The following is a 21,886-nucleotide window of genomic DNA, read 5'->3' as shown; positions in this document are numbered from 1 at the left end:
TATGTCCGCAGCACCTTCCGAATCCGCCGGCACCGGCGGTGCGACACCCGACCGTGAACAGCGCATCGCCGCGGCCCTGCGCGCGGCCCGCGAGCGGCTGGCCGAACCGCGCCCGGCGGAACCGATCGCGATCGTCGGCATCGGCTGCCGGTTCCCCGGCGGTATCTCCGATCCGGACAGCCTGTGGGACGTCGTCGCCGGCGGTGTCGACGCCACCGGCGAACAGCCCGGCGATCGATGGGATGTGCGGCGGTTCTACGATCCGGACCCGGACAAGCCCGGCACCATCTACACCACCCGCGGCGGATTCCTCGACGCCGTGGACATGTTCGACGCCGACTTCTTCGGCATCTCGCCGCGCGAAGCGCACGCGATGGATCCGCAGCAGCGGCTCCTGCTGGAGATCGCGTGGGAGGCGGTGGAGAACGCGGGTATCGCGCCCCAGCGGCTGCGCGGATCCGATACCGGGCTGTTCGTCGGATTCAGCTGGCGCGACTACGACCGCGTCGCCGTCGCCGATGACCCCGAGGCCATGAACGCCTATGCGGGACTGGGCAATACACCGAGTATCGCGGTGGGCCGGGTGGCGTACACGCTGGATCTGCACGGGCCGGTGTCGCTGGTCGACACCGCGTGCTCGTCGTCGCTGGTGGCGGTGCATCAGGCGGTGCAGAGCCTGCGCAACGGCGACTGTTCGACCGCGCTGGCCGGTGGTGTGAATCTGATCCTCTCGCCGTTCTCGACGATGTTCTGCTGCCGCATCCGCGCGTTGTCGCCGGACGGCCGTTGCAAAACCTTCGATGCCTCCGCCGACGGGTACGGCCGCGCCGAGGGAGCCGGTCTGGTGGTGCTCAAGCGGTTGTCGCGGGCACAGCGCGACGGCGACCGGATCTACGCGGTGATCCGCGGCTCCGCGGTCAATCACGACGGCCGCACCGGCGGGCTCACCGTGCCGAGTGCCCGTGCCCAGGAGGCGGTGGTGCGGGCCGCGCTGCGGACGGCGAATGTCGAACCGGCGCAGGTGAACTACATCGAGGCGCACGGCACGGGCACCGCCCTGGGCGATCCGATCGAAATCGGCGCGCTGAATTCCGTCTTCGGCGTCGCGCGCGCGCCGCTGTGGGTCGGGTCGATCAAATCGAATTTCGGGCACGCCGAGACGGCCGCGGGGATCGCCGGCCTGATCAAGGCGGCCCTGGCCGTACAACGCGGCGTGATGCCGCCGACCCTGCATGTGCGGGAACCGAATCCGCGCATCGATTGGGCGTCCGGTTCGGCGCGGGTGGTCACCGAGACCACACCGTGGCCGGCGGGGTCGCGGATCGCGGGTGTCAGTTCGTTCGGGTTCAGCGGGACCAATGCGCACGTGGTGGTCGAACAACCGCCGGTGGCCGCGGTATCGGGCACCGCCGTGCCCTCGGGCCTGCTGACGCTGTCCGCGCGGACCGATGAAGCGTTGCGTGCGCAGGCGCGGCGGTTCGCGCTGGCGCTGCGCACCGCCGAGCCGCAGCAGCTCGAATCGGTCTGCGCGACAGCGAATCTCGGACGGAATACGTTCGACCACCGGCTCGCCGTGGTGGCCGGGAGTACCACCGCGATGGCGGCCGCCCTGGACGCCCGTGCCGCAGGGCAGTGGCAGCCGGCGGTCGTGACCGGCCATGTGCCGCGCGGCCGCACCGTGCGCACCGCCCTGCTGATCGGCCACCGAGAACCCGGTGTGGAGCCGCTCGACCGCGAGAACTACACCGGCTCCGACGTTTTCCGCGCCGCGGTCGACGAATGCCTGGACGCGACCTCGTCCCGGGACAGTTTCCGCACCGCCCTGTTCACGGGGCTCGCACCCCATCAGGCGCAGCGGGTCCCCGGCCTGGCGGATGCGCTGGCCTTCGTACACCGCTACGCCATCACTCGCCAACTGCTGGCATTCGGACTGCGCCCGGCTGCCGTCCTGGGCGTCGGGGTGGGCGAGTACGTCGTCGCCGCGATCACCGGAATTCTGGAACCCGCTGTGGCACTGCGTGCTTCGGTGTCGACCGCGGCCCTGCTCGGTGAGCGTGCGGTGGCACGTACCGGCGACGGCGTCCTGCTCGAGGCGGTGCTGCGCGAAACCGGTGCGCGCCGGTGCGGTCAGACCGGCGACCGCTACCTGCTGGAGGCCGGTCCCGGCGGCCGCGAGCCGCTGCTGCACCGCCTGCGCGCCGCCGGTATCGCCGTCACGACCCATGCCGAACTGCGCGATCACCTGGGAACGGCCGTGCCCGACCCGGGGCAGCCGGGCGATCCCGAACTCACCGTCGTCTCCGCGCACACCGGGATGCGCCTCGGCGGCGAAGCAGCCGATCCCGCCTACTGGTCGAGCCGCCCGCTGTGGCCCGCACACCTGGACCGAGCCTTCGGCACGCTGCGGGAACTCGACTGCACCGTCGTCGCCGAAGTCGCGGGGGCGACGCTCACCGACCTCGGCGGCAACCGCCTGACCGAATCGGAGAACCGCCGGCTCACCACGGGTACCACCCGCGGCGAACTGACCCGGTGCACGGCCGGACTGTTCGCGGCCGGAGCCGTCGACGACCTGCGTGACCTGCACGGCACCCACTACACCCGGATCACGCTGCCCACCTATCCGTTCCAACGCCGCCGGTACTGGGTGGAAGCGGGCTCGGCCCTCGGTGAACCGAGTGCGCCCGCCGCGTCGCGTCCGGCCACGACAGCATCGGGCGAAGTCGGGGGAGCTGCCTCCGATTCAACCGTCCCCGAATTGCCCGCGCGCGCTGAAGTAGGTGCGACCGTGCCGGACGCGGCGGCAGAATTCGCGCGGTCGGACGCGGACCTGTTCCTGCTGCGCCGCCGGGTGAGCGCCGTCGTCGTGGCGAGTATCCGGCAGGTGTTCCAGATGCCGGAGTCCGATCCCGTCGATCTGCACACCCCGCTGCAGGAACTCGGTTTCGACTCATTGATGGCGATCGAATTGCGCACCGTCCTGGGCCGCGCCCTCGCGCTGCCGATCGAGGCGGCCTTCGCCTTCGAATTCCCCACGGCGACAGCGCAGATCACCGAACTCACCGCCCGATTGGCCGTCGCGCCGACGATTGCGCCCGCACCGGTTGCGGAACCGGCGATGTCGGCACCGGCGGCGGCACCGACGACGACCGAGCCGGAGCACCACGACGACGCGGCCGACCCGCACCCCGCGCCGTTCGACATCCCCGTCAGCACGACCCGAATTCCGCTCGACGGGCTGAGCGAATCCGATCTCATCGCGCTGGCTCGCGCGGAAGTGGCCGCCCTGGAAGAGGTGCTGCGTTGACCCCGACCGCGACGAATCCGAGTGCGCTGCCCGAGGGCGGCGACAGCAGCGAGGCCTTACGCGGCGCCATCGCCGCCTTGCGTACCGCCCGCGGGGCGCTGGCGCAGCGCAGTGAGCCGGTCGCCGTGATCGGTGCGGGCTGCCGCCTGCCCGGCGGGGTCGATTCGCTGGACGGATTCGCCGAATTCCTGCGCGCGGGCGGCGACGGTGTGGTCGACATCCCGCCGGACCGCTGGGATGTCGAGCACTACTACGACGCCGATGCCGACGCACCCGGCCGGTCCTTCATCGCGAAGATGGGCGCCCTCACCGATATCGGCGATTTCGATGCCGCCTTCTTCGGTATCTCACCGCGCGAGGCCGAGGCCATGGACCCGCAACAGCGACTGTTGCTCGAGGTCACCTGGGAGGCGCTCGAACACGCCGCTGTCCCACCGGAAACCCTGCGCGAGAGCCGAACCGGCGTCTTCGTCGGCATGTGCCCCAACGATTACGGCGCCGCGGCCACCGACCCGGCGGCGATCGACATCTACTCCGCGACCGGTCTGGCGCCGTCGGTGGCGGCCGGGCGGATCGCCTATCACCTCGGACTGCAGGGCCCCGCCCTGGTCGTCGACACCGCGTGTTCGTCCGCGCTGGTCGCGCTGCATCTGGCGGTGCAGAGCCTGCGTTCGGGGGAGTGCGATCTGGCCGTGGTGGCCGGGGTGAATCTGATCGTCTCCCCGCAGTCGATGATCTCGATGTCGAAACTGCGGGCGCCCTCGCCGAGCAATCGCTGCGCACCCTTCTCTGCGGCCGCCGACGGACTGGTGCGCGGCGAGGGGTGCGGTGTCGTCGTGCTGAAACGCGAATCCGCCGCCCACGCCGCCGGCGACCGCGTGCTGGCCTCGATCGTGGCCACCGCCGTCGATCAGGACGGCCGCAGCAACGGCCTCACCGCCCCCAACGGCCGCGCCCAGGAACAGGTGCTGCGGGATGCGTTGCGCGAGGCCAAGGTGGAGGCCGGCCGCATCGACTACATCGAGGCGCACGGCACCGGCACCCCGCTCGGCGATCCCATCGAATTACGCGCGCTGTCCGCGGTTTTCGGCACCGAACGTGACCGTCCGCTGCTCGTCGGATCGGCCAAGGGCAATCTGGGGCATCTGGAACCGGCCGCCGGGATCGCCGGACTGCTCAAGGCCATCACCGTCGTCCGCGACCGGATCGTGCCGCCCACACTGCATTTCGACGCACCGAATCCGCTCATCGACTGGGATGCCACGCCGATCGTGGTCCCCGCCGACGCGCAGGAGATCCCCGGCGACGAAGCGGTGTACGCGGGGGTCAGCGCGTTCGGATTCAGCGGGACCAACGCGCATACGATCATCACCGCGGCGCCCGGAACCGGACCGGCACCAGAGGATGCCGCCGAAACGGCGCGGGAACTGCTGGTCCTACCGCTGTCGGCGGCGACCGGTCAGGCCCTGCGAGAGACGGCACTTCGGCTACGCGACGAATCGGCGGCCGGTACTCCGGCGCGCGACCTGTGCTTCACCGCGTCGCGCCGCGCCGCGCTCGACCATCGTGCCGTGGTGATCGGGGAAACCGCCGCCGCACTGCAACGCGGCCTCACCGCCATCGCCGAGGACCGTGACCGCGCGGGCGTGATTCGCGGACGCCGCGGCGAACCGGGCGCCCTGGTCTTCGTCTTCGCCGGCTTCGGTGGGCACTGGGCCGGGATGGGCGCCCAGCTCATGGCCGATCATCCGGTCTTCGCGGAGGCGGTACGGCGATGCGCGGCCGCGTTCGAACCGCATCTGGGCATCGATATCGCGGAACTGCTGGCCGCCGGCGAATCCGACGGCGGCCGTATCGATCTCGCCCAGCCCATGTCCTTCGCCGTGCAGATCGGAGTGGCGGAGCTGCTGGCGGCGAACGGATTCCGCCCCGATGCCGTCATCGGCCACAGTGTCGGTGAGATCGCGGCCGCCCGGGTCGCGGGGGCGCTGAGCCTCGCGGACGCGGCCGCGGTCATCGTCCACCGCAACCGGGCGTTGCGGGCGATCGAGGGAACCGGCGGCATGTTGTCGGTGCCGATGAGCGTCGGCGAGCTCGACGGCTGGCTGGAACGGATCGAGGGGGAATTCGACCTCGCCGCGGTGAACGGTCCCGCGCAGGTCGTCGTCTCCGGTACGGTCGCCGATCTCGACCGGCTCGAAAAGGCGCTTGCCGCAGCGGGATACGACCCTCGCCGGGTGAAGATCGAGTCGGCGGCGCACAGTCGCCAGCTGGATCCGCACCTGGACGCCTTCATCGAACGGATCGCCGGCATCACCGCGATCCCGGGCGGCCGGGCCGCATTCCTGTCCACCGTCGAGTCCGACTACGTCCCCACCGGTGCGCTGACCGCCGACTACTGGGCCCGCAATCTGCGCAGCACGGTCCGACTCGACGAGACGGTCGAGCGGGTGCTCGCGGAGGGCCCGGCGACCTTCGTCGAGATCGGGCCGAATCCGGTCCTGGTCGACGGTATCCGCGCCCGCATCGATGCCTCGAACGACCGGGGCGCGGTGGCCGGTTCCCTGAAACGCAACGGCTATGCGCGCCGCGACATCCTGGAGCTGATCGCCCGGTTGTACGTGCACGGACTTCCCGTGGACTGGGCGGCTGCCGGTGTGCGCGGCCGGATCGTCGACCTGCCGTCGTATCCATGGCAGCACAAGCGGTTCTGGGCGCGCTCCGATTGGGACGTGGCGGCCGAACAGCACGGCGGACAGGCGGTGGTCGAATCGTCCGTCAGCGGCGAACGCCTCCTGCAGCGGGTGGTCGATCCCGCCCGCTCGCCCTGGCTGCTCGACCACGCCGTGGGCGGCACCCCGGTCGCCGCCGGTGCCTGGCTGGTCAATCTCGCCGCCGCGGCACGCCTGCAGCACGGTTTCGGACCGGGATGCCATTTCGCCGATATCAGGTTCGAACGGGTGCTGACCCTGCCCGAGTCCGGCCGCCGAGTTCAGGTGGTGTTGCGCGACAACGAATTTCGGATCAGCGCCCGTTCGGCGGAGCCGAGCGGCGCGGCCACGGTGTGGACCGAGCACGCTCGCGGACGGATCGTCTCGGGCGAGCACCTGCCCGAGGCGCCGGGCCTGAGCGCGGCACAGCGACGCTGCCTCACCGCGGTCGACCCGCAGGATCTCTACGCCACCTACACCCGCAACGGCACCCGCTACGGGCCCGCGTTCCGCACCGTGACGGAACTGTCGGTCGGCGACGGCGAGGCGCTCGGCCGGGTGAGCGCGGTCACCGGCGCGCGTGATCCCGAGCAGGGGGTGACGGCGGCCGCGGTGCTCGACGGATGTTTCCAGGTGGTCGGCGCCCTGGCCGGGGACGAACTGTTCCTGCCGTCCGCGATCGGCGCCCTGTCCGTCGCCGACCACATTCCGCCGCAGGTCCACGCCCATGTGCGCCGCTACGCACGCGCGGGCCGCCTGCAGACCGCCGATCTCGACATCTACGCCGACGACGGTTCGCTCGTCGCCACGGTGCGCGAGTTGACCGCGACCCGCGTCGACGGCGCGGATACCGCCGAGGCCGCGGTCCTCGCGGTCGATTGGCAACAGCACCCGCGCACGAGCGGACGGCTCTCGGGGCACTGGGTGGTCGTCGGCGGTGACGCGGAGGACGACGCACCGCTGGGATCCGCGACGCTGATCCGGGAACTCGTCGCCGCGGGCGCCGAGACCGCCACCGCTGCCGTCGCGCCGAGTACCGGCGAGGGCGAATCGGAGGCCGCGACCTTCGACGAACCCGCGGACCACATCCTCTACCTCGCCGGAACCGAGGACGGCGCGACGGCGTTCGCCGATCTCGCCGCCCTGCTCGGCCTCGCGCGCACCCTCGTGCGGATGACCTCCGCGCCGCGCCTGTGGGTGGTCACGCGCGGCGGACAGGCGGTGGCGCAGGAATGCGTCGACCCGTGGCAGGCCGGCCTGTGGGGTTTCGGCACGGCCCTGGCCGCCGAACACCCCGAATTGCGGACCACGCTCATCGACCTGGCCGCCGATGCCGGCGTGGACGGCGACGATGCGGCCGACCTGGTCGCGGAACTCGCCGACGGCGGCGAGCGACATATCGCGCTGCGCGCCGGAATGCGCTGGGTCGCACGCCTCGACCGGGTCCGGCTGAACCCGCATCCCCCCGTGGTCGCCGCCGGAACCCGCGGGTTCGGGGTGGATATCGACGAGCCGGGCCGATTGCAGACACTGACGCTGCGCGGACGCGGCCTGCCGCGACCGGGCCCGCGCGAGGTCGTCATCGCCGTGGCCGCGGCCGGTCTCAACTTCGCCGACGTCATGTGGGCCATGGGCTTCTTCGCGGATCTCGACGAGGTGCCACTGGGATCGGAATGCGCCGGCACCGTCGTCGCCGTGGGCACCGAGGTCGACGCGGTGCGCGTGGGCGACCGGGTGGTGGCGGTGGCGCTGAACAGCCTGGCCACCCATGCCGTCGCCGACGCGGCGCTGGTCCATCGGCTACCGGAGACCTTCCCCCTCACCGACGCCGCGGCGCTGCCCACCGCCTATACCACCGCGTGCTACGCGCTCGAACATCTCGCCCGGGTGCGCCCGGGCATGCGCATCCTGATCCACTCGGGGACGGGGGGAACGGGTTCTGCGGCGATCGCGGTGGCACAGCGGCACGGGCTGGAGATCATCGCCACCGCGGGCACCGAGGACAAGCGCCGCTACCTGCGGCAGCAGGGCATCGAGCACGTCTTCGATTCGCGCAGTGCGGAATTCGAGCAGCAGGTCCTCGACGTCACCGCCGGTGCGGGCGTGGACATCGTGCTCAACTCCCTCACCGGCGCGGCCGCCGAGGCGAGTCTGCGCACGGTCGCCGCCGACGGAATCTTTCTCGAGCTCGGCAAACGCGATATCTACGGCTCGGGGCGGCTCCCGCTGGAACATTTCAAACGCCGCATCACCTACACCGCCGTCGATATGGCCGGACTGCACCGCGAACGTCCCGCCGTCTTCGCCGAACTGTTGCACCACACCCTCGACCGCGTGATCTCCGGCGAACTGAGACCGCTTCCCGTGCAGACCCATCCGATCGCGGCGGCGCCCGAGGTCTTTCGTCTCATGAGCACCGGCGCGCACACCGGGAAACTGGTGCTCGTGACCGACGACGCGGCCACCACCGACATCGTGCGCGGCGCCGCACAGGCGCTGGCCGAACCCGGCTGCGTCCTGATCACCGGCGGCCTCGGTGGGCTCGGTCTCGACCTGGCCCGCACCCTGGTCGAACGCGGCGGCGCGCAGATCGGGCTGCTGGCCCGCCGCGAGCCGAATGCCGAGGAACGCGCGATCATCGCCGAACTCAATGCCGCGGGAGAACGGGTCCGGGTGGAGCGCGCCGACGTCGCCGATGCGGCCGAGGTCGGCGCCGCCGTCGCGCGGTTGCGCTCCCGGGTCGGCCCGGTGCGCGGTGTGTTCCATCTCGCGGCCGTGCTGCGTGACGCCGTACTGACCAATCAGAGCTGGGCCCAGTTCGATCCGGTGCTGCGCCCGAAGGCGTTGGGAGCGTGGAATGTTCACCGCGCCGTGGCGGGTGATCCCGTCGAGTACTTCGTGATGTACTCCTCCACCGCGACGGTGCTGCCCTCGGGCGGTCAATTGAACTATGCCGCCGCCAACGCGTTTCTCGACGGCCTGGCCCACTATCGGCGCGCCCAGGGGCTGGCGGCCACCGCGGTGGCATGGGGTCCCTTCCGCGATACCGGACTCGCCGCGCGCAGCACCGCGACGGAGGAGTATCTGGCCGGCCGCGGAATCCGCTCGCTGCCACCGGCGGCGGGATACACACTGCTGGAGACGCTGCTCGACGACGGCCGCCCCCGCGCCGCGATCATCGGTCTCGATGCCGACGCCTGGCTCGGCGCGCACCCCTTCTCGCGTGCCGTTCCGCTGTACGAACCGTTGCGCGCCATGGGTTCCGGCGCCGCCTCGGCCTTGGCGGACGAGTTGCGCCGCCTCCCGGCCGAGGAGCGCGAGGCCGCGCTGTGGGAGCTGCTGCTGAGCAGGACGGCTGCGGTTCTGCGCATCGATACCGACGAAATCGACCCGGCCACACCGTTTCTGGAGCTCGGCATGAGCTCATTGGCGCTGCTCGAATTCAAGAACGGGCTGTCGGCCGCCCTGGGCATCGACCTGCCCGGTGCGGTGCACTGGGAACATCCGACCGTGCGGGCGATGCACCGCTATCTGTCCGGCCGCCTACGCGAGGAGGAGTCCCGATGAGCGTCTACCTGCACGGGATCTCCTACGCGGTCGGCGCCCGCGAGCCGATCGCGGGACTCGAACCGCTGCGGGAGGATCCGGCCATGCTGCGCGATATGCACGGCCTCGGCCTGTACCACTACTGCCGCACCGAACAGACGCCGCTGCAACTGGCCGCGGAGGTGGTCGCGAGCACCCTCGATCGGATCCCGGTGGATGCCGCCGAGATCGACCTGCTGGTCTACGCGTCGTCGAGCCCCGAAACCGGCGCTCTTGCCGGTGGTGACTTCCTGCGGTTCTGTGAGCGTTTCGGTCTCACCCGCGCCACTCCGATCGGTGTCACGCTGGCCGAATGCGCGAATTTCGGCAGTGCCCTGCGCATCGCGCACAGCCTGGTCGCCGCCGGATCGGCCCGCAACGTCCTGGTGGTCACCTCCGACGCGTGCCCCGACCCGCACGCCCGCATTCTGCGCGACGCGCTCTCGGTACTGAGCGACGGCGCCGCCGCCTGCCTGATCACCTCCGCCGAACCGTCGCGGATCGAGGTGCTCGGCTCGAACCAGGGCACCAACCAGCTGATCCGCGTGGCGAAGATGCCGGCGCTGGCGGGGCTGACCAAGCGTGGCCTGTCCCGTGCGGTCGCCGATATGCTCGACCGCGCCGGCCTGGACCGCGGCGACGTGCGGCGCATCATCGCCAACAACGTCAACGAGGAGGCGGTGCGATTCATGGCCGACTCGGCCGGACTCGACCACGGCCTGTGCTACCTGGACAACATCGCGGACTATGCGCATGTGCATTCGGCCGACAACCTGATCAATCTGCAGACGTATCTGGAGGACGGCGTCGCGCCGGGGGAGATCGTCATGACCATCAGCCACGGGTTCGGCACCTGGGGCGTCGCACTGTTGAGGATCGGCTGACATGCTCGCATTCGTATTTCCCGGTCAAGGCGCGCAATTCCCCGGCATGGGCAAGGCGCTGGCCGACGCCTATCCGGTCGCGCGCGAGATATTCGACCGTGCCGACGCGGCGATCGACTTCGGCCTGAGCGAGTTGTGCTTCGGCGGCGACCCGGTGGAGCTGGCCCGGACCGAATACGCCCAGCCCGCGATCCTGGCCACCAGTGTGGCCGCCTATCGAGTGCTGGTGTCGGAGACCGGCGTTCATCCGATGGTCGTGGCCGGGCACAGCCTCGGTGAGATCACCGCCCACGTCTGTGCCGGCGCCCTCGACGTCGAGACCGCGGTGCGCCTGGTGCGTCGCCGGGGCGCCCTGATGCAGGAAGCGGTGCCGCCGGGTGCGGGCGCGATGGTGGCGGTGATGGGTCTCGCGGCCGACGAGGTCGACCGGATCTGCACCGCCGCGGCGCAATCCGAGGTCGTCGCGGTCGCCAACTACAACGGCGCGAGTCAGGTGGTGCTCTCCGGGCACACCGGCGCGGTCGGCAGGGCCCGGCAACTCGCCGAGAAACGCGGGGCGATCACCCGTGCGCTCGACGTCAGCGCGCCGTTCCATTGCGCGCTCATGGCACCGGCCGCCGCCGCGTTCCGATCCGAACTGGCTCGCGCCGCATTCACGCCGCCGCGAATTCCGGTGGTGGAGGGCACGTCCGGGCGGTGGCGAACCGACGCCGACCCGGTCGACGCGCTGTCCGCGCAGATCTGCGCACCGGTGCGCTGGGATGTGGTGATGGCGGGACTGGCGGCGCGCGGTGTTCGGTACGTGATCGAAGCCGGGCCAGGCGCGCGTCTCACATCCATGCTGCGCCGATCGGAAAAAGCCATCGGCACAGCGCATTTCGGTGAGCCGCGGGATCTCGACGCCGTCGTCGACCTCCTCGGTGACCGGCCGTGGCTGCGGCACGAGCCCGGGTACTGGCAGCACGGTGACCGCGGCGACCTGTACGCGCCCGGTACCTCCGAGATCGTGTGGGCCGGCACCGACGAAGCCGAGCCGATGACCGACGCGGCCTGGACCACCCGTTCCGACGGCTCGCGACTGCGTCGCTACGGCCCGATGGCGGTGATCACGGCGGACAACGCGCTGCGCACCTACGATCCGGCCGTCTGGACGCCGCGTGAGGACGGCGCCTATATGCGCCGCGACCACACCGCCGTCGAGCACCCGGCCACCGGCGGTGAGGGTTTCGACCCGGCGGACTGGATCGTCGACCCGTCGGGGACCATGCGCCGCCGCGACGGCTCCCGCGTCGTCTGGCCAGACGGCGACGAATGGAGCTTCGCCAGACCCTGACCGATCTCATACGGTCGTATTGACCGACGCCTCATACGTTCGTATGGTAGGTCTCATACGAACGTATGAAAGGGGTGGGCGGCGGTGTTTCGTCTCGTGGAATTGCTCGGCCTGTGCGCGCCGGTACTGGGTGTGGCGATCGTGCTGTACTACCGCCGGCGACTGGGCCGCGCCTTCGGCAGTGCGGTACTCGGCGGGGTGGTGGCAATGATCGGTTCGGTGGTCGGGCTGGTCACGAGCCGGGCGATGTGGTTCGGTTCCGGTGGCGCCGAGGGCCTGACGCATCGCATGGAGTTCGGCGGCGGCGTTCGCAATCTCCTGCTGGTGCTGGCCTGGGCGCTGTTGCTGGTCGCCATCCTGCGCCGTCCGGCGCGGCCGGAGCAGATGCGATGAGCGGCGCGCAGGTGGTGTTCGGCGCCGGGGAACTGGCAATGGTTGTGCTGGCAGGGGTTTCGCTGGTGGCCGCGTCCCGATTGGCGCGCAGCTATCGCATCGCCGGATGGTCGCTGGCCGCGGCGGCGGTGGTGTGGCTGGTTGCCGAGGGCGTACGCCTGGTGCAACTCGACGCTGTCCTGCCCGCCCTGCCGGGGCCGGAGCACGAATCGGCCCGCATGCTCGTCACCCTGCTCGGCGACACCGTCTACTTCGGTCTGGGCGGTGCCGGAGTGCTGCTGCTGTTCTTCGCGGCCGTCGTGGAGCGGACCTGCCGGGGCGACGGCCGCCGGGAACCGGGGGTGCTGGCGCGTCGAGTGGGAGCGCGGGCGTGGCGCTACTATCGGGCTCGCGATCAGCGGGAGAGGAGTCGACGCGGTGGGCGTTGAGCGGACCGGGGCGGACGGAACCGCGACGGACCGTCGTGGCCACCTGCTCGACCGGCTGGCCGATGTCATCGCCGAGGACGGTATCGAGGGCGTCAGCATCCGCACGCTGGCCGCGCGCGCCGAGGTGTCGATCGGTACGGTGCAGTACTACTTTGCGACGAAAAACGAACTCCTGCAACGGGTTTGGGAGTACGTGCGGGACGATGCGGCCCACCGTTTCGATGCGGCGGCGGTGACGCAACTCCCGCCGGCGCAGCGTTTGTCCCGCCTCGTCGACCTGCTCATCGCCCCCGACAGCGAGGATCGCCTCGCCCGGGTGTGGTTCGCGCTGGTCGCGCGCGCCGCCCACGACCCCGAGATCGCGGCGCTGCATCGCGCCCAGTGGCAGCGCACGGAGGATCTGATCGCCCGGGCGCTGGTCGCGGTGCATCCGGAACGTGCCACCGAATCCGGTGATGCCGCAGCGGAACTGCTGGCGCTGCTCGACGGGCTGACGCTCGCGGTCCTCACCGAACCCGATCGCATGCCGCCTGCCCGGGCGCGCCGGATCGCGCGTGGCTGGACCGATCGCTGGGCGCACTAGCGACCACCGCTGGTCCGTCGTCAGTGCACCCGTGAGGAATCCGGGATCAGCCGGCCTTCCTCGACCAGCACTCGCAACGCGGCGCGCCGGCGCGGGCATTCGTCGGTGCGGCAGCCCCGGTGCATCTGCATGATCTGATGGGCCTTCTGCGGGGTGAGGTCGAGCGGTTCCATCCAACAAGTGCTGAACATATCCACGGTGTAGTCGCCCTCCTCGATCCCTGCCTGCCCATCGGCCATCCCGTGCCGATGTCGGTCTGTCGAGGTTATGCCCCTGCTTTCGGGGCCGGAATGTGCCGAACGGACCGAATATTGGTAATTTCGGACTGTGGTTGGGATCGGTACGCCGTCCGATGTGTTGCCGCACGGCAGCGTCAGTGTGCGCATGATGGTGAGTGTCGGGGTCGCGCATGGATTGGACGAACCGCTGTTATTGGCGGGCACCGGAATCGAACCCGCGGATCTGGCCGATGAACAGGTGCGAATTTGGCCGGATCAAGAATTCGCGGTCGCGCGCAATCTGATTCGCGCGGTCGGCGACCGGCCCGGTCTCGGCGTGCAGACCGCCGCCCAGGCATCCCTCGGCAAGGCCGGTCTGGTCGGCCTCGCGGCCCTGGCCAGCGCGACCATGCGCGATGTGCTGAACATCGCGGTCCGTTACCAGGATCTGGTCTCGGTGGCGGCGCGCTATCACCTGGAGGAGTCCGGCGGCGACGAGGTCGCGCTGGTTGCCGACGGCTCGGCGATACCCGCGGACCTGCGCGGATACTTCGTCGAACGCGAGGTGGCGTTGATCTTCGTGGCGGAGCGGGCGCTCGATGTGACCATCCCCGCCGTACGCCTGGAACTGGAACTGGGTGCCGATCGGGCCGCCGCGCTGGCCGAGTTCGCCTCGGTCGACAACGTCCTCAGCGACTGTCCGCGGACCGCTTTGGTCTTGCCGCGTTCGTTCCTGGATCTGCGCATGCCACATGCCGATTCGCATACCGCGAACCTGATCGAACGGCAGTGCCGTGAGGCGCTGCAGGTGCTACTGGACGGCGGCTGGAAGTTGTCGACGCTGGTGCGCGAGCGCCTGCTGCGCGAACCGGGTTCGGTGCCGTCGATGGCCGAGGTAGCCGCTGAGCTGCACATCAACGTCCGAACGCTGCGCCGCCAGCTCGCCGCCGAGGGCGCGAGCTTCCGCGGACTGCTCAACACCGTGCGGGAGAGCACCGCGGCGGAACTGCTGCGCGCCGGCTCGACGGTCGAGGATGTGGCCCGCCGGCTCGGATATGCGGAAACGGCCAATTTCACTCATGCCTTCACCCGGTGGATGGGGATGTCGCCGCGGGCATACCGCCAGTCGCTGACTCGAAATCGATAGCGAATCGTGTCCTGACCCGTATTCGGATTTCGGGAATCCGTGATTTCCGGTGCCCGGAACAATGTGTGGCACCGTGTTCCGGATAACTCGCTGCGGCCTTTTTCGCCGTCCACATTCTGCATTCGCAATATGGCGACCGAATGCCGAAGAATTGCGCTGGGTGGCGTGGGGGCCGCTCGCCGGGAAACCACCCGGTGCCCCTCCGGCTTCCACAGCGGCTCCGCCGGGAATCCGGGCCGCCGCCGTCCGCGTCCATCCCGGCGGGCGATCGGGTCCGTCCATGTTCCCTTGGTCGCCCGCACTCCCGGAGTGAGTGCTGCCTGTCATATAGTTTCCTAGTAAAATACCTGTTAACCTTATCGGGTGTCGCATCGTGCTCCCTCCTCCTCGGCTGCCGGTCTCCGTACCACCCTGCGGATGCTGTCGCTGCGAGGCGTGTTCCGGATGCGCCCGGTCGCCGACACCTGGTATCAGGCGGCGCTGTGCGCGGTGATCGCCATCGGCGGGCCGGAGGTCGTGCTGCTGGCCACCGGGCAGGTGCAGCTGGCCTTCTACACCAGCGCCGGCGGTCTGTGCGCCCTGTACGGGCACGGCCTGCCGTATGCCGCCCGCGGCCGCACGCTGGCCTGGGTGGTGCTCGGGATGTTCGCCGGCACCGCCGTCGCGTTGACCGCGTCGGCGCTGATCGAATCCGCGGCGGCGCGGGTCCTGGTGATCGCGGTGCTCGCCGGGCTGTACAAGCTGGTGTGCGATGCCTCCCGGATGGGGCCGCCCGGCAACATCATCTTCACCTTCGTGGTCTCCAGCGCGGCCTTCATCCCGCAGCGTGCCGGGCAACTTCCCGGCCACCTCGCCCTGATCCTGCTGGGCGGCGTCCTGGCGTGGTGTGTCTGTATGGCCCCGGCGCTGATCCGCCCGCACGGGCCACAGCGTCTCGCCGTGGCGCGCGCCCTCGAATCGACCGCTCGGCTGCTGCGGGTGCCGCTCGGCGATGCCGGAGTACCGCGTGCCCGGCACGACGCGGCGGTCGCCGTGCAGGCCGGATGGACCGCGCTGACCCGGGTGCCCGCGACCGCCCGCACCGCGGCACAACGCACCGCGCTGGCCGGTCTGCTGGCCCGCGCCGAAACCCTCGCCGCGACAACCAGGCCCGCCGATTCCGGGTTGGCCCGGTATCCCTCCGATGCCGGAAGTTCCGGGGCGGAAACGGATTTCACGACACGGGAGCGAACCCGAATCGAGGCCGAGTCCGGCGCCGGCACCCTCGAGCAATACGCCCGCACCCTGCGCCGTGGCCGCGAGATACCCCGGATCCATTGCGCCGCTGCCGAAGAGTCCGAGATTCGTGGTATCGGCCTCGGCCGAACCGGTGGCGCCCGCGGTGCGGCGGTTCGGCGCGTGGGCCGTGCCTTCCTGCCCGGCGCCGCCGGACTGCCGCTCGCCGCCCGCGTCACCCTCGGTTCCGCGGCCGCGGGCTGGATCTCGTTGGCGCTGGGCGTGAATCGCCCGTACTGGGCGGTGATGACCGCCGCCGTTCTGATCGTCGCCAACACCGCGCAGTCGTGGCAGCGTACTGTGCAACGCGTGCTGGGCAATCTGGTGGGCGTCGCGCTGTTCACAGCGGTGGCGCCGTGGGCGCACAGCGCCGTCGCGCTGGTGGTGATGGCTCTGGTCTGTCAGGTCGTCGTCGAGGCCACCATCTCCCGGAACTATTGGATCGCTTCGGTGTTCATCACACCGATGGCCCTGGCGATGGTGGAGTTCGCCACGCCGCGACCGGCCTCCGAACTCGGACTCGATCGCTGGCTCGACACCTGCGTGGGTGCCGTGATCGCCGTGCTGATCTGCTTCGCCGTACCCAATCGCCGGGTCACCGACCGGGTGGCGGCGGCGCTCGGCGAACTCGATGCCGCGATCGGCCGCGCCCGCCGGGCGGTGGACTCCGGTACCGGCGGCCCCGCCGACCGGGCTCGGCTCGCGGCCGCCCTGATCGAGGTGCGCACCTGCGCCGACACCGCCGCGGGGGAGTGGTGGAGGGCGCCGCTTCCCGACGAACGCATCGTCGCCGCGGAACGCACCGGACATCAGCTGCTGGATCGGTTGCCGGTCCGGACCCTCGCGGCGGTGTCGTGATGACCGCGCGGACTCCGGCCGGAACGCGCGGCGCCGTCGCCGACATCGCAGACGATGCCGTCGCCGAGGTGATGCGGCAGTGGGCGCGGGCCGCGCCCGAGCTCGATCTGAGTCCGATCGCGGTGATCGGCCGTATCACTCGCTGTGCGGCGCTGCTGCAACAGGTCGCCGACGCACCACTCGGCGACGAGGACCTGGCCCGACCGGAATTCGACATTCTGCTGGCGCTGCGGCGCGTCGGCGGTGAACTCACGCCGGGCCGGCTGGCACGCGAAACGTTCGCCTCGCCCGCGGCTGTCACCAAACGGCTGCGGGGATTGGAAGAGCGCGGGCTCGTCGGCCGGCGGGCCGATACCAGGGACCGGCGGGTCTCCCATATCGCGCTGAGCGCGGACGGCCGTGCGCTGATCGATCGGCTGATGCCGCGACAGCTGGCCTACGAGGCGGGATTGCTGTCCGGACTACCGGACGACGACCAGCGCGAACTCGCCCGCATCCTGGCCGATGTGCTGGTGCGGTGGGAAGGGCGCTTCGGCGGCTTGCCCCGCTGATGCCCGCAGCTGCTCGGTCGGCGAGGACGCCCGCATCCGGTCGTGCGAGACGCGGACCGGATGCGGGTGGATTCGCCTGCGAATCAGCCGTTTCCGACGGCCGAGAGCGGGCGGATCAGGGGAACACCGTCGGATGCGACGGGTACCGGGACACCGGCGAGTTTGTCGATCGCCGCGTAGTAGGCGGATTCGTATCCGGCGCCCAATTGGTCGACGGAGAACTTCTCCACCACCCGGCGCCGGCAGGCGGCCGGGTCGATCTCCTCGGCCGCGGCGATGGCCGCGGGCAGTTCGGCGGGATCGTCGCAGATGATGCCCGTGACCCCGTGGTCGACGACCTCTTCGACCGCGCCGCCGCGCAGAGCCACCACCGGGGTGCCGCAGGCCATCGCCTCGATCATCACGATGCCGAACGGCTCCTCCCAGCGGATCGGGAACAGCAGGCAGCGCGCCGAGGCGAGCAGCAGCCGTTTCGCGATCTGATCGGCCTCACCGAAGACGAAATCGGTGTCGCGCAGCAGCGGCCGCACCGCGTTTTCGAAGTAGGCCTTCTCCGGAGGCTCGTTCATCTTCGCCGCCAGCACCAGCGGGATCCCCGCCTCGTGCGCGGCGTGCAGGGCCAGATCGGGACCCTTGTACGGGGCGTAGCGCCCCAGGAACAGGCCGAAGTCCTGTTTGCGGGTCTGGAACGGCCATTCGGCCGGGCGGACCGTGTTGTAGACGCGGCCGACCCAGTTGAGATTCTCCGCGAGTGAGCGCTGCCGATCGCTGATCGCGACGAACTGCGCGGTATCGGTCAGCGAGGTGTAGTACTCCTGTGCTTCCCCGTCGACCGGACCGTGCACCGTGACCACGGTCGGAATGCCGAGGGCGGTGTACATCGGAGCGTTCAGCGGCCCCGCGAAGGTGTGGTCGTGGACGACATCGATCCGTTCGGTCTGCGCCAGTTCGGTGATGATGCGCCGAACCTTGAGCGCGTTGAGCACCTCCGGGAACGGATCGCCGAGGCGATCGGCGAGGATGTCGTCCCATACCCGGATGAACCGGGCGGTAGTCCCGGAGCGGCCGGCGCCCAGCAGGGTCACCTTGTGCCCACGCGCTACCAGTGCGTCCGCCAGTTGAGCCACCACGGCTTCGACGCCGCCGTAACCGGCAGGCGGCACTTCGAAGTACGGCGGTGCGACCATCACGATGTGCAAGGGCGCGCCGGATTCGTGGAGCCGGTAGATCAAGGATTCCGAGTCCGCCAGTGAAGCGTCCTCCAACGAGGCCGAGTACGCCGATTCCGGGTAGTGCAGGGAGTCGTCGTACTCGACGGGACTGGAGCCGGACGGACCCGAGGAATCCGAGCCTGACGGGTTACTGCTCATGGTACTGCCTCCTCAACGTGTGAAGCTGCGACCAAGCATGGCGAGAGACCAGAAACCACCAGGCGTCTCTCGGGACTTCGGTTTCCCTCATCGGGCGGGCCGGAGCGACCCGGTGGGTGATGTACCCAGCAGACGTCACGGTAACCCCTCGGCAGTAAATTGTCCGGGAATGCCTGGTAGAACGCGAAATTTGTGCGACCCGACCTGGGCCGACGGGTCGGATTGCCGAGCGGTAGGACATCGCGGCGGACCGTGTCGCCGCCCCTGCCGGGGTGTCCGGGGTCGGCGGCGGGCCTCGGCCGCACCGCCCTCGGCCGCCCGGGGCGCACATATATAAGGCATAGATGGATCGACGAATCGAAATCTCGGCAATTCGGGCAATATAGACAAATTGCAATTGCGACGCGCCGATGATTTTACCGTTTCACGGCAGAGTATTGACCGTTGATTTACCATTGCCGCGCCGCTGCGAGCGGCGTCCGAATGTTCCGGAAAGCGCTCTCATTTGCAGGTCGTACGGCGTAGAAGGCGATAGCCGGTCGATGACTGAGCCTATTCGCCCGGAGTGTCCGGCGCAAAATTCAAGATCAAGTATATGAAGATCAAAAATGTTGCTACGCAAGAAGGTTGGTCTGTGTAAGCTGACCTCGATCACGACCTACTACGAGGTGGGATGGCGGCGATGGTGGTGTCGCAGTGAGTATCGACAAACTCCGGCTGCGCCGTGCGAGCTACATGGTAGCCGCATTCGGTGTGCTGGCTTTGGTGGTGACCGGTCCGCTGGATCGGTTGATGTTGGGTGTTTTCATCTGTATCGGACTGGGGCTGGGATGGCTGAACGCGCAATTGACATTGCGATCGGTCACCGGCATCACCCGCTCGGAATCGCCTAATAAGCAGACGCTGGCCTTGTCCACGGCCGCGCGGCTGATCATCGTCACCGTGCTGGCGATCATCGTGGCGTTCCTGACGCGCCCGAACGGTGTGGGCATCTTCTTCGGACTCGCGTTGTTCCAGGTGATCCTCGTCTTGCATACCGTCGTGCCCGAGTGGAGAGGGCTCCGTCAGCAGTCATGAGCAGCACTATCGCGACGATGATCCTGGCCGATGAAGAGCCGAAGATCGAAGTAGGTCACCACGCCACCACCGAACTCTGGGGATTGACGTTCAACGTCGACACCATCCTCTCGACGGCGGTCGCCGCGGTGATCGTCATCGCCTTGGCTCTCTTCCTTCGCATGAAGATCACCTCGGGCGTACCGAACGGCGTCCAGTTGTTCTTCGAAACCGTCACCGTGCAGATGCGCGGGCAGGTGGAGTCCGCGATCGGCATGCGTATCGCGCCCTTCGTATTGCCATTGGCGGTAACGCTTTTCACCTTCATCCTGCTGTCGAACTGGATATCGGTGCTGCCGATGCAGTACGGCCGCGGCGAATTCATCTTCCCGCCGGCCTCCGATGTCAATTTCGTCTACGCCCTGGCATTGTTCGTCTTCGTCTTCTACCACGCCGCGGGTGTCAGACGCCGCGGTCCGGTGACGCACGTGAAACAGTTGCTGAAGGGCCACACGGGGTGGGGGCCGATGGTGTTGATCAACATCATCGAAGAGATCGCCAAGCCGTTGTCGCTGTCGCTGCGATTGTTCGGAAATATGTTCGCCGGCGGCGTCATGGTCGCGGTGATCGCACTGTTCCCGTACTGGATCGCGTGGGGCCCCAACGCCATTTGGAAGTTGTTCGACTTGTTCGTCGGCGCCATTCAGGCGTTCATCTTCGCGCTTTTGACCGTCCTCTACTTCAGCCAATCCATGACGCTGGAGCACGAAAACCACTGAACGGCAGTCCCGATCGGCCCCACCGATCGGTCAACGTTGGAGAACAGGAAGAGAAAATGGCAGCAGATCCAGCAATCGTCCAGGGTGCCCTCATCGGCGGCGGCCTCATCATGGCCGGTGGCGCCATCGGCGCGGGTATCGGTGACGGTCTGGCCGGTTCGGCACTGATCAACGGCGTCACCCGGCAGCCCGAGGCCGAGGGCCGGTTGCGCGGTAACTTCTTCCTGACCGTCGGTCTGGTCGAGGCCGCGTACTTCATCAACCTCGCGTTCATGGCGCTGTTCGTATTCGCAACTCCCGGTAAGTAATCGGCGAGATGTCCGCGCGAACCGATGTGGTGGCCGAGGGGAACTTCCTCATCCCCAACGGCACCTTCTTCGTCGAGCTGATCATTTTCCTGATCGTGCTCGGAGTCATCTGGTTCTTCGTCGTTCCGCCGATCCGCAAGGTGCTGACCGAACGCGAGGAGCGGGTGGAGGCGACCGCCGCCAACGCCAAAGAGGCGAAACAGGTCTTCGCCGACGCCCAGGCGAAATATGAGACGGCGCTGGAACAGGCCCGTACCGAGGCGGCCGACATCCGCAACGAGGCACGGGCCCAGGGCCGGGCGATCATGGACGACCTGCGGACGCAGGCACAGCAGGAGGTCGACGGCATCGTCGCCGAATCCGCTGCCCATCTGCGCGCCGAGGCCGACCGCGTCAAGTCCGAGCTGCGACTCGAGGTCGAGCCGCTGGCCCAATCGCTCGCCGATCAGGTGATCGGTGACAGTCGCCACGCCGGCACCGCCGGGCGTAGGAGGGGCAGGGATTCGTAATGATTGACACCAGCGGCGGTGTGCTTGCCGCAGGCGGATACCAGATCACCTTCGACTGGCCGGTTTTCTTCAGTCAGCTGTTCGGCTTCGCCGTCATCATCTACATCATCTGGAAATGGGTCGTCCCGCCGGTGAAGAGGTTGATGGCCAAGAGCCAGGACGCGATCGCCAAGCAGCTCACCGAAAGCGATCACGCCGCACAGCAGTTGGAGGAGGCCAAGCGCTCCTACGCGAACGCCCTCACCGAAGCGCACACCGAACTCGAGCAGATTCGCGCCGACGCGCGCGCCGACGCCGAGTACATCGTGGCGCAGATGCGAGAAGCGGCCGCGGCGGAGGTCGAACGGGTGCGCCGGCAGGGGCGCGATCAGGTCGCCCAGCTGCGTCGCCAGATGGTGCGCGATCTGGAAACGGATCTGGCGGCCGCGATGCTGGCGATCACCGAGGAGAAGGTGCGCGACCAGGTGGCCACCCCCGAGGCCAAGTCGGACAGTATCGAACGGTTCCTCGAGGACCTGGAGATCCTGGCGAACTCGTCGTCGGTCAAACGGCAGGCCCAACCGGGCTGGAACTGAACATCGTGTGCGAGTA

Annotated in this window: 17 protein-coding genes; 15 read left to right on the top strand and 2 right to left on the bottom strand. The window is 69.2% G+C overall.

The window, feature by feature from the left end:
- Nucleotide 1: 1 nt before the first annotated feature.
- The 7 genes from NMI01S_RS09755 (at nucleotide 2) to NMI01S_RS35305 (ending at nucleotide 13,224) form a co-directional block, all read left to right on the top strand.
- A complete protein-coding gene (locus NMI01S_RS09755; RefSeq protein ID WP_062995802.1) occupies nucleotides 2–3,307 on the top strand; it encodes a type I polyketide synthase in 3,306 nt (1,101 codons plus the stop codon).
- The gene (locus tag NMI01S_RS09750) at nucleotides 3,304–9,585 is read left to right on the top strand and encodes a type I polyketide synthase (RefSeq protein WP_062995800.1); all 6,282 of its coding nucleotides are present in this window, start codon (nucleotides 3,304–3,306) and stop codon (nucleotides 9,583–9,585) included. Before NMI01S_RS09755 ends, NMI01S_RS09750 begins: the two co-directional genes overlap by 4 nt.
- The gene (locus tag NMI01S_RS09745) at nucleotides 9,582–10,487 is read left to right on the top strand and encodes a 3-oxoacyl-[acyl-carrier-protein] synthase III C-terminal domain-containing protein (RefSeq protein ID WP_062995798.1); all 906 of its coding nucleotides are present in this window, start codon (nucleotides 9,582–9,584) and stop codon (nucleotides 10,485–10,487) included. Before NMI01S_RS09750 ends, NMI01S_RS09745 begins: the two co-directional genes overlap by 4 nt.
- 1 nt (nucleotide 10,488) lies before the next feature.
- Nucleotides 10,489–11,820, top strand: coding sequence for an ACP S-malonyltransferase (fabD, locus tag NMI01S_RS09740; protein ID WP_062995797.1), 1,332 nt, complete (start codon nucleotides 10,489–10,491; stop codon nucleotides 11,818–11,820).
- A gap of 84 nt (nucleotides 11,821–11,904) precedes the next feature.
- Nucleotides 11,905–12,213, top strand: a complete 309-nt coding sequence (locus NMI01S_RS09735; protein WP_157126115.1) for a hypothetical protein — start codon at nucleotides 11,905–11,907, stop codon at nucleotides 12,211–12,213.
- Nucleotides 12,210–12,641, top strand: coding sequence for a hypothetical protein (locus NMI01S_RS35310; protein WP_062995793.1), 432 nt, complete (start codon nucleotides 12,210–12,212; stop codon nucleotides 12,639–12,641). The genes NMI01S_RS09735 and NMI01S_RS35310 overlap by 4 nt, the downstream gene beginning before the upstream one ends.
- Nucleotides 12,631–13,224, top strand: a complete 594-nt coding sequence (locus NMI01S_RS35305; RefSeq protein WP_062995791.1) for a TetR/AcrR family transcriptional regulator — start codon at nucleotides 12,631–12,633, stop codon at nucleotides 13,222–13,224. The genes NMI01S_RS35310 and NMI01S_RS35305 overlap by 11 nt, the downstream gene beginning before the upstream one ends.
- A gap of 20 nt (nucleotides 13,225–13,244) precedes the next feature.
- Here NMI01S_RS35305 and NMI01S_RS09720 read toward each other — a convergent pair whose 3' ends face one another.
- A complete protein-coding gene (locus NMI01S_RS09720) occupies nucleotides 13,245–13,415 on the bottom strand; it encodes a ParB N-terminal domain-containing protein (protein ID WP_157104017.1) in 171 nt (56 codons plus the stop codon).
- A gap of 136 nt (nucleotides 13,416–13,551) precedes the next feature.
- Here NMI01S_RS09720 and NMI01S_RS09715 point away from each other — a divergent pair, with 136 nt between their 5' ends.
- From NMI01S_RS09715 to NMI01S_RS09705, 3 genes are all read left to right on the top strand, one after another.
- Nucleotides 13,552–14,589, top strand: coding sequence for an AraC family transcriptional regulator (locus tag NMI01S_RS09715; RefSeq protein ID WP_157126114.1), 1,038 nt, complete (start codon nucleotides 13,552–13,554; stop codon nucleotides 14,587–14,589).
- Between the two features lie 363 nt (nucleotides 14,590–14,952).
- A complete protein-coding gene (locus NMI01S_RS09710) occupies nucleotides 14,953–16,722 on the top strand; it encodes an FUSC family protein (RefSeq protein WP_218020966.1) in 1,770 nt (589 codons plus the stop codon).
- Complete coding sequence (locus NMI01S_RS09705) at nucleotides 16,722–17,273, top strand: MarR family winged helix-turn-helix transcriptional regulator (protein ID WP_218020965.1); 552 nt, start codon at nucleotides 16,722–16,724, stop codon at nucleotides 17,271–17,273. The genes NMI01S_RS09710 and NMI01S_RS09705 overlap by 1 nt, the downstream gene beginning before the upstream one ends.
- Nucleotides 17,274–17,356: 83 nt before the next feature.
- Here NMI01S_RS09705 and NMI01S_RS09700 read toward each other — a convergent pair whose 3' ends face one another.
- Complete coding sequence (locus NMI01S_RS09700; RefSeq protein WP_167669892.1) at nucleotides 17,357–18,460, bottom strand: glycosyltransferase family 4 protein; 1,104 nt, start codon at nucleotides 18,458–18,460, stop codon at nucleotides 17,357–17,359.
- An 879-nt stretch (nucleotides 18,461–19,339) separates the two neighbouring features.
- On the opposite strand from NMI01S_RS09700, the gene NMI01S_RS09695 reads away from it, so the two are divergent.
- The 5 genes from NMI01S_RS09695 to NMI01S_RS09675 are packed head-to-tail and all read left to right on the top strand — an operon-like array spanning nucleotide 19,340 to nucleotide 21,870.
- Entirely contained in the window at nucleotides 19,340–19,720 is a 381-nt protein-coding gene (locus NMI01S_RS09695; RefSeq protein WP_084512829.1) for an ATP synthase subunit I, read from the top strand.
- Nucleotides 19,717–20,478, top strand: coding sequence for a F0F1 ATP synthase subunit A (atpB, locus tag NMI01S_RS09690; protein WP_174372335.1), 762 nt, complete (start codon nucleotides 19,717–19,719; stop codon nucleotides 20,476–20,478). The genes NMI01S_RS09695 and atpB overlap by 4 nt, the downstream gene beginning before the upstream one ends.
- Nucleotides 20,479–20,534: 56 nt before the next feature.
- Nucleotides 20,535–20,786 (top strand): F0F1 ATP synthase subunit C, encoded by a 252-nt coding sequence (locus tag NMI01S_RS09685; RefSeq protein WP_025352811.1) that lies wholly within the window; start codon nucleotides 20,535–20,537, stop codon nucleotides 20,784–20,786.
- An 8-nt stretch (nucleotides 20,787–20,794) separates the two neighbouring features.
- Nucleotides 20,795–21,295, top strand: coding sequence for a F0F1 ATP synthase subunit B (locus NMI01S_RS09680; RefSeq protein WP_036505341.1), 501 nt, complete (start codon nucleotides 20,795–20,797; stop codon nucleotides 21,293–21,295).
- Nucleotides 21,295–21,870 carry a F0F1 ATP synthase subunit B family protein gene (locus tag NMI01S_RS09675; protein WP_051025046.1) on the top strand — a complete coding sequence of 192 codons (576 nt, stop codon included), beginning with the start codon at nucleotides 21,295–21,297 and terminating at the stop codon, nucleotides 21,868–21,870. The genes NMI01S_RS09680 and NMI01S_RS09675 overlap by 1 nt, the downstream gene beginning before the upstream one ends.
- Nucleotides 21,871–21,886: the final 16 nt, after the last annotated feature.

This window comes from Nocardia mikamii NBRC 108933, from assembly GCF_001613505.1.
Classification (GTDB): Bacteria; Actinomycetota; Actinomycetes; order Mycobacteriales; family Mycobacteriaceae; genus Nocardia; species Nocardia mikamii.
The sequence above is the reverse complement of the archived record's forward strand: the minus strand, read 5'-3'. Positions and strand labels throughout refer to the sequence as shown.

What these genes read in the sequence shown, in the direction of transcription:
- NMI01S_RS09685 (WP_025352811.1), top strand. Translation starts at nt 20,535, where the DNA reads ATGGCAGCAGATCCAGCAATCGTCCAGGGTGCCCTCATCGGCGGCGGC.
- NMI01S_RS09675 (WP_051025046.1), top strand. Translation starts at nt 21,295, where the DNA reads ATGATTGACACCAGCGGCGGTGTGCTTGCCGCAGGCGGATACCAGATC.
- fabD (WP_062995797.1), top strand. Translation starts at nt 10,489, where the DNA reads ATGCTCGCATTCGTATTTCCCGGTCAAGGCGCGCAATTCCCCGGCATG.
- NMI01S_RS09755 (WP_062995802.1), top strand. Translation starts at nt 2, where the DNA reads ATGTCCGCAGCACCTTCCGAATCCGCCGGCACCGGCGGTGCGACACCC.
- NMI01S_RS09720 (WP_157104017.1), bottom strand. Translation starts at nt 13,415, where the DNA reads ATGTTCAGCACTTGTTGGATGGAACCGCTCGACCTCACCCCGCAGAAG.
- NMI01S_RS09700 (WP_167669892.1), bottom strand. Translation starts at nt 18,460, where the DNA reads ATGGTCGCACCGCCGTACTTCGAAGTGCCGCCTGCCGGTTACGGCGGC.
- atpB (WP_174372335.1), top strand. Translation starts at nt 19,717, where the DNA reads ATGAGCAGCACTATCGCGACGATGATCCTGGCCGATGAAGAGCCGAAG.
- NMI01S_RS35310 (WP_062995793.1), top strand. Translation starts at nt 12,210, where the DNA reads ATGAGCGGCGCGCAGGTGGTGTTCGGCGCCGGGGAACTGGCAATGGTT.
- NMI01S_RS09705 (WP_218020965.1), top strand. Translation starts at nt 16,722, where the DNA reads ATGACCGCGCGGACTCCGGCCGGAACGCGCGGCGCCGTCGCCGACATC.
- NMI01S_RS09680 (WP_036505341.1), top strand. Translation starts at nt 20,795, where the DNA reads ATGTCCGCGCGAACCGATGTGGTGGCCGAGGGGAACTTCCTCATCCCC.
- NMI01S_RS09745 (WP_062995798.1), top strand. Translation starts at nt 9,582, where the DNA reads ATGAGCGTCTACCTGCACGGGATCTCCTACGCGGTCGGCGCCCGCGAG.